Here is a 14,325-nt window from a genome sequence, read left to right as displayed (position 1 = left end):
TTGGCGCCATGCCGATGTTTCATACTCTATTTTTGGCCCTGCTTTTGGGCATCTTGGCCACGGGCGGGTGCGCCGCGCGAGCCGATTCCGACATGGAAAAGGATCTGGCGGGGATCAAACTCCCCGAGGGTTTTTCCATTTCCCTATGGGCCCGTGTTCCCGGCGCCCGATCCTTGGCGGTGGCGCCCGAAAAAGGTTTGGTATTCGTCGGCACCCGGGGCGACAAAGTCTATGCTGTCGCCGATCGGGATCAAAACGGCACGGCCGAGGATGCCTTTCAGATCGCATCGGACCTCAATATGCCCAATGGCGTCGCCTGGCGCGCGTCGGCGCTTTATATCGCCGAGCGCCACCGCCTGCTACGGTTGCCCATTGGTGACTTGAAGCCCGAGACCCGGTTGAAGGCCGAAGTGCTATACGAAGGCCTGCCGGATTTACGCTGGCATGGCTGGCGTTATGCGGCCTTTGGGCCGGACAACGGCTTGTATGTGGCCATTGGCGCCGCCTGCAATGTCTGCGCCCTGAAGGGCATGGAAGGCACCATCCAACGCTTTGATCCCAAAACCTGGAAACCCCAAACTCACGCCACCGGCGTGCGCAATTCCGTCGGTCTGGATTTCCATCCGGTCACCGGAAACCTGTTTTTCACCGACAACGGCGCCGATTGGATGGGCGACGATTCCCCCCACGACGAGCTGAACCGCGCCGACAAGGCCGGACACCATTTCGGCTTTCCCTTTTACGGTGGCGGCAGGGCCCGGACCGACGACTTCAAAGGCGAAAAGACCCCCGCCGGAGTGCGGTTCCCGGATATCGACTTCAATGCCCATGTGGCGCCCCTGGGTATCCGCTTTTATACCGGCGACTCTTTCCCCGCCGCCTATCGCAATGACGCCTTCGTGGCGCAGCATGGCTCTTGGAACCGGGCAGAACCCGATGGCTATAGGGTGATGCGAATCCGTTTTGACGCCAAGGGCAACGCCCTGCGCAAGGAAGTTTTCGCGGAAGGATGGTTGAAGGAGGGCGAGGCTTGGGGCCGCCCGGTGGACGTGGCGGTGTTGTGGGACGGCTCGTTGTTGGTGTCCGATGATTCCGCCGGAGCGATCTACCGGATCACTTATACCAAGCCTTGATCACACCGCGATGTTGTCGATGAGGCGGGCACCGCCCATGTGGGCAGCGGCCAGAATGCGGAATTTCCTTTTTTCGTCAAAGGCTTCCACTTCCGACAGGTTCCCGGCATCGCGAACGGTGACGTAGTCGACACTGCGGAATCCGGCATCCACCAGACAGCCGGTGGCCCATTGGCTCAGAGCCTCGGGGGATTCGCCGGAGCGGAACCGGCGCGCCATGTCCTTGATCACTTCATACAGCGCCTTGGCCTGTACCCGCTCTTCCTCGCCCAGATAGACATTCCGCGATGACATGGCGAGACCGTCGGATTCGCGTATCGTCGGCAGGCCTTCGATGCGGGTTGGCATGCTCAGGTCCGTCGCCATGCGTTGAACGACCAGCAGCTGCTGATAATCCTTCTCGCCGAACAAGGCCAGCGTGGGCAGCACCTGGATTAACAGTTTGGCGACCACGGTCGCGACCCCGGTAAAAAATCCGGGACGGTAAGCCCCTTCGAGGATATCGCCCAGTTCCGGCAGAATTACCCGGGTCTGCTCGCCCATGGGATAGACTTCCTGCATCTGCGGCACATACATGATCGAGACACCGGCATCGCCCAGCTTTTTTCGATCCCCAGCCTCGTCGCGCGGATAGCGGTGCAGATCTTCGTTGGGGCCGAATTGAGTGGGATTGACGAAGACCGAGGCAACTACATGGTCGGTCTTTTCGGCGGCGGCGCGGGCCAGACTGAGGTGGCCTTCATGCAAGGCGCCCATGGTCGGCACGAAGCCGATGGTTTCTCCGCCTACTCGCCATGTGGCCAAGCGGGCGCGCAGGTCGCCTACGTTGCGAACGATTTCCGGTTCCATGAATGAGCCTTTATTCTCCGACGACGCGAACTGCTCGTACGGCACCGAAACAATGCTCGGCGGTTGGGAATTTGCGGGATCGCACGTCATCGGCATAGGCCTCGGCGGCGGCGTGAATGTCGTCGGCCAAATGGGCATAGCGCTTGACGAACTTGGGTTGGAAGTCGGTAAAGCTCCCGAGCATGTCATCAACCACTAGAATCTGGCCGTCGCACGCGGGCGAGGCGCCGATGCCGATGGTCGGAACGGGAACCATTTCGGTTATTTCGCGGGCCAAGGGCTCCACGGTGCCTTCGATGACCAGGGAAAAAGCCCCGGCGTCGGCAACGGCCCAGGCGTCCTGGCGAATGCGTTCGCCCTCGGCGAAATCCTTGCCGTGGGACCGGAACCCACCAGCGGTGTTGACCGATTGCGGCATCAGCCCCACATGGCCCATCACCGGAATGCCCCGTTGGCTCAAAAAGGCGACTGTTTCAGCCATTTCGGCGCCGCCTTCGAGCTTCACCCCGTCGGCGCCGGTCTCGGCCATTACCCGAGCGGCGTTGCGGAAGGCTTGTTCGGGAGATTCCTGATAGCTGCCGAAAGGCAGATCGACAATGACACAGGCCTGTTGCGCGCCGCGCACCACCGCCGCCCCATGGGCGATCATCATATCCAGTGTCACGCCCAAAGTACTATCAAGGCCATAGACCACCATGCCCAGGGAATCACCGACCAGCAGCAGATCCACCGTGTCGTCCAAATTGCGGGCCATGGGTGTGGTGTAGGCGGTCAAACAGACAAGGGGCTCTGCCCCCTTGCGGGCCCGAATCTTGGGGGCGGTCATCTTTTGGATCTTTTTATGTACGCTCATGTCGGCTCTCGTCGATGATCATGACGGGGTCTGTCGTAATGTTGTAGCACAAATTATTGCACCTGCGAAGAAAGATATGGGGCACTGCACCAATTTTTCAATTCACTTTTTATCGAGCGGTGTTTTTTTGACCTCTTCATCGTCGAACAGGATGCGGTTGGCCGCCCCGTCCAGGTCCTCGAACTGGCCGCTTTTCAAGGCCCAAAGAAAGGCGGTCAGGCCCAAAGCACCGAGGCCGAGGGCAATGGGTATGAGGTAAATGATAATGTCCAAGGTGCGCTATTTCCCTATTCTGCGCCCCAACCGGAGGGCGTTGGAGATGACCACCAGCGATGACGAAGACATGGCCACGGCGGCAATCAGTGGGGTCACATACCCGGCGACCGCCAAGGGAATGGTACAGGCATTGTAAAGGAAGGCCAGCAGGAAGTTCTGTTTGACCAGCCGATCAGCGCGCCGGGCCACCGCCAAGACTTCCGCCACCGGGGCCAGGCGATCGCCCTGAAAAATCACGTCGGCGGCGGTCTGACTGACATCCACGGCGGTGGACGGCGACAGGGACACATGGGCCGCCGCAAGTGCCGGCGCATCATTGAGGCCGTCACCGACCATCATGGTATGCGCTCCTTGGGCGGCAAGGGATTCCAGACGGTCGGTCTTGTCAGTCGGCGAACAGTTGGCACGCCAACGCGCAATGCCCGCGGCTTCGGCCACAGCCGAGACCACCGGCTCCCGATCGCCGGAGAGGATTTCTTTTTCCGCCGACAAAGACGCGACAACCGCTTCGGCATCGGGCCGTAGTCTATCCGTGAAGCGGATCAGCACCGCAGGCCTTTTAGGTTGTGACAACCACAACTCCGGCCCCTCGCTCGACGGGGCGGACGCCTCCCCGCACCAATCCCGGGCCCCCAGCTTGACCTCGCCCAGGACCAGACCGCGTCCGGGCACTTCTGCCACCCCCTGGGCCACCGGCACCATGGGCAGGGCGCGGCACAAAGCGCGTGCCAGGGGATGCTTGCTGGCCGCGGCCATGGACGCGGCAAGGGTTTTATCAGCCTCTGCCAGTTCATCGAGATTGGCCGGAACGGGCTTGCCGATGGTCAGGGTACCGGTTTTGTCGAAAACCACCCGGTCCACCTGTACCAGGCGCTCCAGGGCCGACGGGTTCTTAAGCAGGATACCCTGGCGCATCAAACGGCCCGAGGCAATAACCTGAACCACCGGCACGGCCAGGGCCAGGGCACAGGGACAGGTGATGATCAATACCGAAACGGCGATCATCAAAGCCGGTTGCCAATCCAGGCCACCCAACCCCCACCAGCCCAGGAAAGTGACCAAGGCCAGCCCATGGACCACCGGGGCATACCAGCGGGCGACCCGGTCGGCCACCGCCACATATCGGGCCCGGCCCTGTTCGGCGGATTCCATCAAGCGGACAATTTCCGCCAGCAAGGTCCCCTCCCCCGTCGCGGTCACGCGCAAGGTCAAAGGGCCGCTGAGATTGGTTGTGCCGGCGAATACCTTGTCTCCCTCCGCAACCGTTTCCGGCGTGCTTTCGCCGCTGATCATGGAGGCGTCCACATCGCTGCGCCCGGTGAGGATTTCCCCATCCACGGCGATTTTCTCCCCCGCCGCCGCCAGCACGGTCATGCCGTCGTGGACCTCTTCCAAGGGCAAGAAACGACGGGTGCCATCCTCATCGATGACCGTGACCGCTGTCGCCGTCAGTCCCAGCAACCGTTCAGCCGATGCCCGCGCCCGACCCCGCGCCCGGCTATCGAGGTAGCGCCCGATGAGCAGGAAGAACAACAGCATGATCGCTGAATCGAAGTACACATGCGGCCCGCTGCGCATTGTTTCGGACAGGCTCATCCCGGCAGTCAGGATCACCGCCAGGGAAATGGGCACGTCCATGTTGGTATGGCCGCCGCGCAGGGCAATCAGGGCGGAACGGAAAAAGGGCCGCCCGCAATAGACCAGCGCCGGAAGAACAACCAGTGCCGACAGCCAATGCATCAGATCCCGGGTGGACTGCATCATGCCGCTGGCATGACCGGCCCAGACCGATACGGAAAGCAGCATCACGTTGCCCGCCGCGAATCCTGCCACCGCCATGGCCCGCAACAATTCTTTTTCCCGCTTCAAACCCTCGGCGCTCAAACGCTCCGGATCGAAGGGCACCAGCCGGTAGCCCAGGGTCAGAACCGTGTGAATAATGTCATCGGCCTTGTGGGCATCACCGGTCCAGGCCAGGTTCAGGCGATGGGTGGTCATATTGACCCGGGCCTGAGTGACAGCGGGATTCCTGGATAGAACTGATTCGATCAGCCAAACACAGGCTGCGCAATGCAAACCTTCGACCATCAAGGAAAGCTGATGGCCACCATCCTCGCCAGTGCGCACATGGCGGCTATAGTCGATGTCGGTGTCATCTTCGTCGGGCTTGAGGATCCGGGCTTCCGGATCAATGCAGCGACGTTGGTAATAGGCATCGAGCCCCAGGCCCCGGACTAGGTCGTAGGCCGCCTCGCAGCCGTGACAGCAGAAATCCCGGCCACCATCGCTGTTGTCGGGCACCGGCGTGCCGCAATGCAGGCAGTCAGCCATGGAACCCCCGCACCTGCGGGCCTACTTGGCCACGAAGCGTTCGACCTGCTGGAACGGCACCTCGCCGCCTAGGGCCACGACATGGGCGTCCCACTGGCCTTTGAGCGGCAGCGAAACAGGCGTGGCATAGGATCCACCACTGAACGGCAGCATGTCGGCTTCGCGGTCGAAACCTTCCTTTGTCGGACGGATGAAGTAGGCTTTGACCTTCAGGCCCGGGACCGGGCTGCCATCCCGATCAAGCAGCTTGACCAGCAAGGTACCATTGACCCCTTCGGCGCTTTCCCCAGAGGGGGTAAAGTTGATTTCGGCGGTCCAACCCATGGCTTCTTGCTGGCGCACCATTTCCAGGGTCTGATTATAGGCGATGCCTTCTTCGTAGTGGTTTTCCGTTTCCAGACCGCTATAGGTGCTGGTGGCGAAATAGATCAAAAAGCCGTTGACCACGACCACAATGGTCATGCCAACAACAAAGATCCAGGGGTACCACCAACCGTCGGCGCGTTGTGCGGCCATGATGTTTCTATCTCCTTGGAGCGCGGAAAACGCTGCTATTGGAAACCGATTCCCCGGTTTCTGTGTCGGTCAGGACAAAGTCCAGATCCGTGGACTCCCCATCCAGGACGTCGGTCCCGGATTTCACATAGACCTTGAAAGTGCCCACCGTATCCGATTTGACCGGCAGTGTCGCCTTGGCCGATGGTGTCTTTTGGTAACCGATCACGGTCATCAGCGCACCATCAATGCCCTTGAGGGACAGTTCATAGGTTTTCGACCGCGAGACCATGTTGAGGATCTTATATGTGTAGCCGTTGCGGATATTGCCGTCCGACAGGCGGACGAACAACGGGGCCCGATCACGCAGGATGTTGATCTCGATGGATGCCCGGTTGCTGAACCCGATAGCCATGATCGCCATGACCGCTATCATCAGCACCGTATAGCCGATCGTCCGGGGGCGGACCCATTTTCTCACCGGATTTCCGCCCTGGGAACGAAGCACCTGATTGCGCTCGGAATCATACGCGATCAGATTGCGCGGCATTTTGAAGCGGTCCATGACCGTATTGCAGGCGTCCACGCATAGGGCACAGCCGATACAGGCCAACTGATTGCCTTTTCGGATATCGACCCCGGTGGGACAGACATGGACACACATGCCGCAATCCACGCAATGGCCCCGGCTTTCGTCGAAACCCTGCTTGGGATTGAACTTGGCGCGTGGTTCTCCGCGCCACTCCTCGTAGGTCACCAGGAACGTGTCTTCATCGAACATGGCCGCCTGGAAACGGGGATAGGGGCACATGTAAATACAGATCTGTTCCCGGGCCCAGCCCGCCGCCATATAGGTGGTAAAGGTCAGGGTACCGACCACCGAGTAGGTCCAGCCCCCGGCCGTGCCATCCAGCATGCTCCAAAAGGCCACATCGGCCTCGACAAAATAGAAAACGAAATAACCGGCGGTGGCCAGGGCGATGAACATCCAAAGAATATGCTTGACCAGTTTCTTGGATAACTTGGCCAGGTTCATGGGTTTTTTGTCGGCGGCAATGCGCTTGTTTCGATCACCCTCGATGCGCCGCTCGACCCACATGAACAGGTCGGTCCAGACGGTCTGGAAACAGGCGAATCCGCACCATACACGTCCCAACAGCGCCGAGGAGAAGAACAACCCGATGGCAGCCAGGATCAACACACCGGTGAGGTAATAGACCTCCTGCGGCCAGATCTCGATGGGGCCGATATAGCCCCGGCGACCAGCCATGTCGAGCAGCAGGAATTGGTCGGTGACTCCCTCGCCCCGAGTCCATTTCAGCCACGGAAAGACGTAGTAGATTCCCAGTAGCACCCATAGCGCCACCCATTTGACCGTTCGAAACGTTCCCTTGATATCACGCGGATATATGGCCTGCGTGGCAGCAAACAGCGGAGGGGGAGTCATGGGTTGGTTGGAGGCGGTCTGGTTCGAATCTGCCATGGTCGTCACCGTTATATTTTTCGGGCCGCCGCCTCGGGTTCAGTCGGTCGGGCACCGTCTTAACATGCAAAGAGAGACATCGCGAGTCCGCTGGTTTCACCGCAGACCCGTGTCTCCCCAATTTCGTCGTACCCCAGTATACCCTAGAGTTACAATATAACAAGAATAATTCTAAAAAGAAAAGCAAAAAAACGGCGGGGCCCACTGACCCCGCCGCCTTAAATGTTGGTGTTACTGACCACCACCGAGGGTGGACACGTAGATTGCCAGCTGCTTGATGGCCACATTGCTCAAACGACCTTCCCAAGCGGGCATCACCCCGTGGGTCGGCTTGTTGAGTTGCGCCATGATGCCTTCCTTGCCGCCGTCGAACAGCCAGATGCCGTCGGCCAGATTCGGGCCGCCCAGATCGGTCATGCCCTTGCCGTCTTCACCATGGCAGGACGCGCACTGTTCGATGAACAGATCCTTGCCCGCATCGGAGCCACCCTGACCAGCCAGGTTCAGGACGTAATCGGTCATCTGTGCCAGCTGATCGGCGCTGAGCAGTTCGTCGGCACCGAAGGCAGGCATTTCATTGGCCCGTTCTTCGTCGTGGCCGGACCGAATACCGTAGCGGATGGTGGTCTCGATGGCTTCGAGGCTACCGCCCCACAGCCAGTCATCATCGGCCAGCACCGGGTAACCCGGATTGCCCTGCCCGTTAGCACCGTGACAAGGCGCACAATTCTCGTTGAACAAGAACTGGCCGCCGGCCATGGCATAGCTGCGCAAGGTGTTGTCGTTGTAGACCTCGGTCACCGAAGTCGACTCGAACTTGCCAGCCCAGGAAGCCTGGGATTCCTTGACCGCCATCATATGTTGATCATGCTGTGCACGAGACGAGTAGTTCCACATGCCCTTGACATAATCGTTCATGGTCGGCCAAGACGGATAGACCACATAGTAACCGATTGCCCAGATGATGGTTGCAAACCAGACATAAACCCACCACTTGGGAAGCGGCGTATTCAACTCCCGGATACCGTCCCACTCGTGTCCAGTGGTCTCGGTGCCGGTCAGGGCGTCTCTTTCGGGTTGCGCCATGACATTCCCCTCCATTAATCAGTCATCGTTCAACGGGATCGAGGCATGGTCTTCCAAGCCTCTGTTCTTGGGGCGAAAGGCCCACCAGATGATCCCTATGAACAAAATCATCAACCAGACGACCCAGAAGGAACGGGCGAGTTGGTAGAGTTCTTGCAAACTTTCCATAGTACGTTCGTTCCTTCCGGTTGCCTGATTATCTCGTCGGTTTCTTACCGATAACCCATCTTCGCGTCGTACGTGGTGAAGTCCACCAGCGTCCCCAGCATTTGAAGATAAGCGACCAGAGCGTCCATCTCGGTGACCTTGGACGGATCACCGTCAAAGTCGCCGATCTGTGCCTTCGGATACCGCGCTTCCAGGGCATCGGTGTCGGCATCGTCGCCGTCACCATTGGCCTGGCTTTGGAAATCCATCATGGCATTGTCGATCTGCTCTTGGGTGTACGGAACACCGACGACCTGAAGTGCCTTCATGTGCGCCTGCATGGTCGGGAAGGAGATTTCCTTCTCGGCCAGGAACGCATAAGGAGGCATGACCGATTCAGGCACAACGGCCCGGGGGTCGATCAGGTGGGCGGTATGCCAGGCGTTAGAGTACTTGCCGCCCACACGCGCCAGATCCGGACCCGTACGCTTGGATCCCCACTGGAACGGATGGTCGTACATGCTCTCGGCCGCCAGGCTGTAGTGGCCATAGCGTTCGGCCTCGTCGCGGAACGGACGGACCATCTGCGAGTGGCAAAGGTAGCAGCCCTCACGGATGTAGATATCCCGTCCCTTCAGTTCGAGAGGTGTATAGGGACGCATCCCGTCCACCTTTTCGATGGTTGAGTCCATGGTGTAGAGCGGAACGATCTGCACCAAGCCACCCACGGAGATGGTGATCAAAATGGTGATCACCAAAAGGATGACGTTTTTCTCGAATATCTCGTGGTTCATGTCATCCCCCCTTATTCGGCGGCCGAGGTGGCATGGGGGGCTTCAACGAAAGCCTCTTCATGCCGGATATCGCCCCGGGCCGTCTTGATGAAGTTGTAAACCATGATCAGGGAGCCGAGCACGAACAGCACGCCGCCGAGCATCCGGATCACGTAGTAAGGATGCATCGCTTCGACGGATTCGATGAACGAATACTGCAAGAAGCCCAGTTCGTCGTAAGCACGCCACATCAGGCCCTGCATGATCCCGGAGATCCACATGGAAGTGATGTAGAGCACGATGCCGATGGTGGCGATCCAGAAGTGGTAGGATACCAGCCGCAGGCTGTACAGGCGCTCACGGTTCCACAGCTTCGGATACAGGTAGTACAAAGCGCCGAAGCTGACGAAGGCAACCCAGCCCAGGGCACCGGAGTGCACGTGGCCAATGGTCCAGTCGGTGTAGTGGGACAGCGAGTTCACCGCCTTGATGGACATGGCCGGACCCTCGAAGGTCGACATGCCGTAGAAGGCGATGGAGGTCACCAAGAAGCGCAGCACCGGATCGGTCCGCAGCTTCTCCCAGGCACCCGACAGGGTCATGATGCCGTTGATCATGCCACCCCAGGACGGCATCCACAGCATGATCGAGAAGGTCATGCCCAGAGTCTGCGTCCAATCGGGCAGAGCCGTGTAGTGCAGATGGTGCGGACCGGCCCAGATGTATAGGAAGATCAGCGCCCAGAAGTGCACGATGGACAGCCGGTAGGAGTACACCGGACGGTTGGCCTGCTTGGGCACGAAGTAGTACATCAGCCCCAGGAAGCCAGCGGTCAGGAAGAACCCAACGGCGTTGTGGCCGTACCACCACTGAGTCATGGCGTCGCGGACGCCGGCCCAGGCAATGTAGCTGCGGGTGAATTCACCACCGAACAGCGCCACCGGCACGGTCGCGTTGTTGCCCAAATGCAGGACCGCAACGGTCAGGATGAAGGCCAGATAGAACCAGTTGGCCACATAAATATGTGATTCACGACGAGTCATCAGCGTACCGGCGAAAGCCACCAAATAAGCCACCCAGACCACCGTCAGGATCAGATCCACGTACCACTCGGGCTCCGCATATTCCTTGCCCTGGGTGATCCCCAGAACATATCCGGCCGCTGCCAGCACGATCACCAGCTGGAAGCCCCAGAATACGAAATTGCCGAGACCCTTGCCGCCGAACAATGTTTGCCGACAGGTCCGTTGCACCACATAGAATGAGGTGCCGAGCATGATGTTGCCGCCGAAGGCAAAGATCACCGCCGATGTGTGAACCGGACGCAGACGACCGAAAGTCGTCCATTCAAGCCCTAGGTTCAAAATCGGAAAGGCAAGCTGTGCCGCGATAAAAACACCGGCGATAAAGCCGATGACACCCCAAAACGTGGCGGCCACAACGAACTTCTTGACGACCTCCTCGTTGTAGGCGACCGGCTCTGCTGCTGTCGCTTGGTTCATCCCGAACTCCTGTTCCCCTTGTTTACAAACGACGCCCCTACTCCTCCCGACGATGCCCGTCCTCAACCCCCCGATGGCGGGAAAGGACATCGCGCTTGCGGATGAAGCCGGAGCGCCCGTGTCCGCAGCCACCGGCCACGGATACCTCTAGATATGGATGTGATCTTATAAAGGGGCGCGGACGAAAGTCAAACCGCATTTCCTCATTTTTTGCCCGGAAAGCCTTGATTGGGGCCAAAAAAACAGAAAAACCACACTAAAAGTATTACTACCGAAAAAAGCGCGATGTTTTTAATTCCCACATAAAGAGCTCAAACTGCCCATTGCCTCTGAATATCACAAATTTAACGGTGTTGTTCATTGAAAAAACCTCAATGAATAGCGCGTCTTCCGAGAGCGTGGCCATGGCTCCCATGGGCAATCGGTGTTATAATATATGAAGGAGCGGGTTTTGCCGCAGGTCACTGTGGGAGCAATGCCATGTTCGATATTCTCAAACGAAGCCGGGGACGGGTAATAGGCGTGCGGGCCAGAGGCCACCTGCACCATGAGGACTACGAGAGCCTCTTGCCCAAGCTCGAGGAACTGACCGCCCGGTACGGACAAGTGCGGTTGCTGTTCGATATGGACGGTTTCAAGGGCGCCGATCTGCATGCCATGTGGGACGATTTCCTGTTCGGCTTGCACCATTGGCGGGATCTGGAACTATTGGCGGTCGTGGGCGATTCCGTTTGGGAGCGCTTCCTGGCCCAGGCCATCGAAGAATTCCATCCGGGAGAGACTCGATACTTCGACCTATCGCGCGAAGACGAGGCCTGGACCTGGCTGGAAACGGCGGATGGCCCCGCTGATTAGGCGTTCGCGCCTGCCGGGATCAATTGGACCCGTTGGATAGGCGTGACTCTATTGGGATCGATCACGTTTTTCATGTTTGATCGAATCCGATCAAACACGACGTGATCTAGCCGTGCCGCAGCTTGAAGAACAAGATGATTCCGGCCAACACCAGAGTCACCCCATTGGCCAGGATCAGCGGATGGTCGCCGGTCAGCAGCCCGTAAATCAGCCACAGCCCGATTCCTGTGCAAAGCACCAGAAACATGATCAGCGAAATATCCTCGGTGGAGCGGGTCCGCCAAGTCTTGATCACCTGTGGCAGGAAGGCCAGGGTGGTACAGGCGGCGGCGGCAAAGCCGACGAGGGAGACGGGATCGGTCATTGTTTTTCCACGACAATAAAGATCCGTCGGAAGGGCAACAGGGTCCGTCCGTCCGATTGCGGCGGATAGGCCGCGGCCAGGGCGCCCCGGCATTGCTCGACAAAGGCGGCCTGGTCCTCCGGGTCGGTCAAGGCGCTGAGATAGGGCCGCATGGCCGTGCCCATAACCCAATCAAGCACCGGATCCTCGCCTGCCAGCACATGTTGATACTCGGTCTCCCAGATATCCGGCTCTTTGCCCAACGGGGAGAGCAGATCGTAATAGGCACTGATCGATAACACCGGACTCGGCGGCACGGCATCGGCCAGTTGGTCTTCCCAAAGGGCGCTATCGGCCACCATGGCAAGGGCCTTGTGGGCGGGCAGTTCGCCGAATCGCGGCATCTGGATCGCTAACCAGCCCCCAGGCGCCACAAAGGACATCATTTTTGGCAGCAAGGACCCGTGATCAGGCAGCCAGTGCAAGACGGCATTGCTGAACAGCAGATCCACCGGCCTGTCGGGACTCCAGGTACCCGCATCGCCTTCCACCCAGTCCACGTCCCCACCCTCGGCGCGCGCCTTGGCCAGCATACGGGGCGAATTATCCAAACCGGTGACTCGCGCGCCGGGCCAGCGGGTGCTCAGCAGTCGGGTTGAAATGCCCGTGCCGCAGCCCAGGTCCATCACGCGGTCCGGAGAGTCCGCTCCCACGCGGGCCAGCAGATCCACCGCCGGACGCAGACGCGCACTGGCATGGCGAAGGTATTGTTCCGGATCCCAAGTACTCATGTGATTTCATCCTCTTCGCCAGGGGGCAGGGATAAGGTGAACACCGTTCCCTCCGCGCCGGTGCGGTCCAGTACCAGATCCCCGTTATGGGCGCGCGCCACGTCGCGGGCAATGACCAATCCCAATCCGGTGCCGTCCTTGCGTGCCGAACCGGCAAAGGGCTGGAACAGCTTGTCCTGGGCCTTGGGCGGCAGACCGGGGCCGTCATCGGTGATGGCAATCACGACGATGCCATTGCGGTCGTGAGCCTCAATGGTAACGTGTTTTGCCCCCGCTTGCAGCGCATTGCGCCCGATATTGGTCAAGGCCCGGTGCAACTGCCCTTCATCGGCCACCAGTTCCAGCATCGGCGGAACATGGGCCAAGACCTCGCCGTCGCCATCCCGGTCGATGACCAACCCGGCGATCACATCCTGTACCAGATCGGTCAGGTAGAAGCGTTCCTTGAAAAGAGGCACGTCCCGTTCTCCGGCGTAGTCCAGGGTATGGCTGCACAAGGCGACCGCCCGATCAATGGAGCGAATCAGTTTCGGCGTGATCTCGCGGACATCCGGATCGGCGCTGGCTGCCAGACGGTCCGAGACCAACATGGCCGTGGCCAGGGAATTGCGCAGATCATGGTTGATCTTGGTCACCGCCCCGCCCAGGGCCGCCAGTCGGGCCTTTTGCCGAAGGGCGGAGCGAACATCCTCTTCCATTTGCGCCAAAGCCCGCTGAGCAACGCCGATTTCATCCTGTCGGTCGGTATCGGGCAGCCGGTGACCATCCCCTTCTGGGTCGCCACGGAAGGCCACCATGCTGGCGGTGATCCGCCGCATGGGCCGCACCATCATCCAATGCAGGCCCAGATAGACAAAAACCGCCGTGACCGCCGATATCACCAGCGAGAGCAGCAAAATCCGCCGTGAATAACCGCGCATCTCCGACCGCAGCGGAGCTTCGTCCAGCACCACTTCCACCCGCGCCTCCATGGCCTTGGGGGATTTACCCATCACCCGCAACACGTGGCTGCCCTCCCGATCGAGAGTCTCGAAGGCACCTTGAATCCAATAGAACCAGTCTTCCCGGTCCAGGCTCACCGTCTCGTCCACCGCCGGGGGCATATCGGCGGACAGGGCCAAGAAGCGGGCACCCTCGCGTTGGATCGCCACCCCATGGGCCCCGGCATGGAACAGCAACCGGTCGCGCAGTTCCTCGTCGACCATCTGATCCGGCGTGGCTTCCAGGGCCAGGGAAGCCAGATGTCCGGCGGCCAGATGCTCTTGCAACCAGGCCCGGCGGTAGCGGGAAATGGACGGCACGTAGATCAACGCTTCGCTGAGCAAAATGAGCGCGACGATCAACAGCAACAGCCGGGCCGACAGCCCGGTGGCGAAGGAGGGAGTGCTGACATTGGAATCGCTCATTC

15 protein-coding genes are annotated in these 14,325 nt (G+C 59.7%); 2 read left to right on the top strand and 13 right to left on the bottom strand.

Features of this window, described 5'->3' with window-relative positions; all coding sequences use genetic code 11:
* Window positions 1-8 precede the first annotated feature (8 nt).
* Window positions 9-1,133, top strand: a complete 1,125-nt coding sequence (locus tag MGMAQ_RS00695; RefSeq protein ID WP_158498737.1) for a sorbosone dehydrogenase family protein — start codon at window positions 9-11, stop codon at window positions 1,131-1,133.
* Here MGMAQ_RS00695 and panC read toward each other — a convergent pair whose 3' ends face one another.
* The 10 genes from panC to ccoN form a co-directional block, all read right to left on the bottom strand.
* Window positions 1,134-1,982 carry a pantoate--beta-alanine ligase gene (panC, locus tag MGMAQ_RS00690; RefSeq protein ID WP_046020013.1) on the bottom strand — a complete coding sequence of 283 codons (849 nt, stop codon included), beginning with the start codon at window positions 1,980-1,982 and terminating at the stop codon, window positions 1,134-1,136. It abuts the gene before it with no gap.
* A gap of 10 nt (window positions 1,983-1,992) precedes the next feature.
* The gene (panB, locus tag MGMAQ_RS00685; RefSeq protein ID WP_046020012.1) at window positions 1,993-2,835 is read right to left on the bottom strand and encodes a 3-methyl-2-oxobutanoate hydroxymethyltransferase; all 843 of its coding nucleotides are present in this window, start codon (window positions 2,833-2,835) and stop codon (window positions 1,993-1,995) included.
* Window positions 2,836-2,937: 102 nt separating this feature from the next.
* The gene (ccoS, locus tag MGMAQ_RS00680) at window positions 2,938-3,108 is read right to left on the bottom strand and encodes a cbb3-type cytochrome oxidase assembly protein CcoS (protein ID WP_046020011.1); all 171 of its coding nucleotides are present in this window, start codon (window positions 3,106-3,108) and stop codon (window positions 2,938-2,940) included.
* Between the two features lie 6 nt (window positions 3,109-3,114).
* Window positions 3,115-5,442, bottom strand: coding sequence for a heavy metal translocating P-type ATPase metal-binding domain-containing protein (locus MGMAQ_RS00675; RefSeq protein ID WP_046020010.1), 2,328 nt, complete (start codon window positions 5,440-5,442; stop codon window positions 3,115-3,117).
* Window positions 5,443-5,463: 21 nt separating this feature from the next.
* Window positions 5,464-5,958, bottom strand: a complete 495-nt coding sequence (locus tag MGMAQ_RS00670) for a FixH family protein (protein WP_046020009.1) — start codon at window positions 5,956-5,958, stop codon at window positions 5,464-5,466.
* 7 nt (window positions 5,959-5,965) lie between these two features.
* Window positions 5,966-7,420, bottom strand: coding sequence for a cytochrome c oxidase accessory protein CcoG (ccoG, locus tag MGMAQ_RS00665; RefSeq protein WP_046020008.1), 1,455 nt, complete (start codon window positions 7,418-7,420; stop codon window positions 5,966-5,968).
* Window positions 7,421-7,651: 231 nt separating this feature from the next.
* Complete coding sequence (ccoP, locus tag MGMAQ_RS00660; protein ID WP_046020007.1) at window positions 7,652-8,506, bottom strand: cytochrome-c oxidase, cbb3-type subunit III; 855 nt, start codon at window positions 8,504-8,506, stop codon at window positions 7,652-7,654.
* Between the two features lie 18 nt (window positions 8,507-8,524).
* Window positions 8,525-8,674, bottom strand: coding sequence for a cbb3-type cytochrome c oxidase subunit 3 (locus MGMAQ_RS20140; protein WP_082085188.1), 150 nt, complete (start codon window positions 8,672-8,674; stop codon window positions 8,525-8,527).
* Window positions 8,675-8,718: 44 nt separating this feature from the next.
* Window positions 8,719-9,447, bottom strand: a complete 729-nt coding sequence (gene ccoO / locus MGMAQ_RS00655; protein WP_046020006.1) for a cytochrome-c oxidase, cbb3-type subunit II — start codon at window positions 9,445-9,447, stop codon at window positions 8,719-8,721.
* 11 nt (window positions 9,448-9,458) lie between these two features.
* On the bottom strand, window positions 9,459-10,928 hold the full coding sequence (ccoN, locus tag MGMAQ_RS00650) for a cytochrome-c oxidase, cbb3-type subunit I (protein ID WP_046020005.1): 1,470 nt from the start codon (window positions 10,926-10,928) through the stop codon (window positions 9,459-9,461).
* Between the two features lie 480 nt (window positions 10,929-11,408).
* On the opposite strand from ccoN, the gene MGMAQ_RS00645 reads away from it, so the two are divergent.
* Window positions 11,409-11,783, top strand: a complete 375-nt coding sequence (locus MGMAQ_RS00645; RefSeq protein WP_046020004.1) for an STAS/SEC14 domain-containing protein — start codon at window positions 11,409-11,411, stop codon at window positions 11,781-11,783.
* A gap of 106 nt (window positions 11,784-11,889) precedes the next feature.
* Here MGMAQ_RS00645 and MGMAQ_RS00640 read toward each other — a convergent pair whose 3' ends face one another.
* Genes MGMAQ_RS00640 through MGMAQ_RS00630 form a run of 3 tightly spaced genes read right to left on the bottom strand, consistent with a single transcriptional unit; the run spans window position 11,890 to window position 14,323 of the window.
* The gene (locus tag MGMAQ_RS00640) at window positions 11,890-12,147 is read right to left on the bottom strand and encodes a SemiSWEET transporter (protein ID WP_046020003.1); all 258 of its coding nucleotides are present in this window, start codon (window positions 12,145-12,147) and stop codon (window positions 11,890-11,892) included.
* A complete protein-coding gene (locus tag MGMAQ_RS00635) occupies window positions 12,144-12,917 on the bottom strand; it encodes a methyltransferase domain-containing protein (protein ID WP_046020002.1) in 774 nt (257 codons plus the stop codon). Before MGMAQ_RS00635 ends, MGMAQ_RS00640 begins: the two co-directional genes overlap by 4 nt.
* Entirely contained in the window at window positions 12,914-14,323 is a 1,410-nt protein-coding gene (locus MGMAQ_RS00630; RefSeq protein WP_046020001.1) for a HAMP domain-containing sensor histidine kinase, read from the bottom strand. The genes MGMAQ_RS00635 and MGMAQ_RS00630 overlap by 4 nt, the downstream gene beginning before the upstream one ends.
* Between the last annotated feature and the right edge of the window lie 2 nt (window positions 14,324-14,325).

Origin of the sequence: Magnetospira sp. QH-2 (assembly GCF_000968135.1) — a bacterium.
Classification (GTDB): Bacteria; Pseudomonadota; Alphaproteobacteria; order Rhodospirillales; family Magnetospiraceae; genus Magnetospira.
The sequence above is the reverse complement of the archived record's forward strand: the minus strand, read 5'-3'. Positions and strand labels throughout refer to the sequence as shown.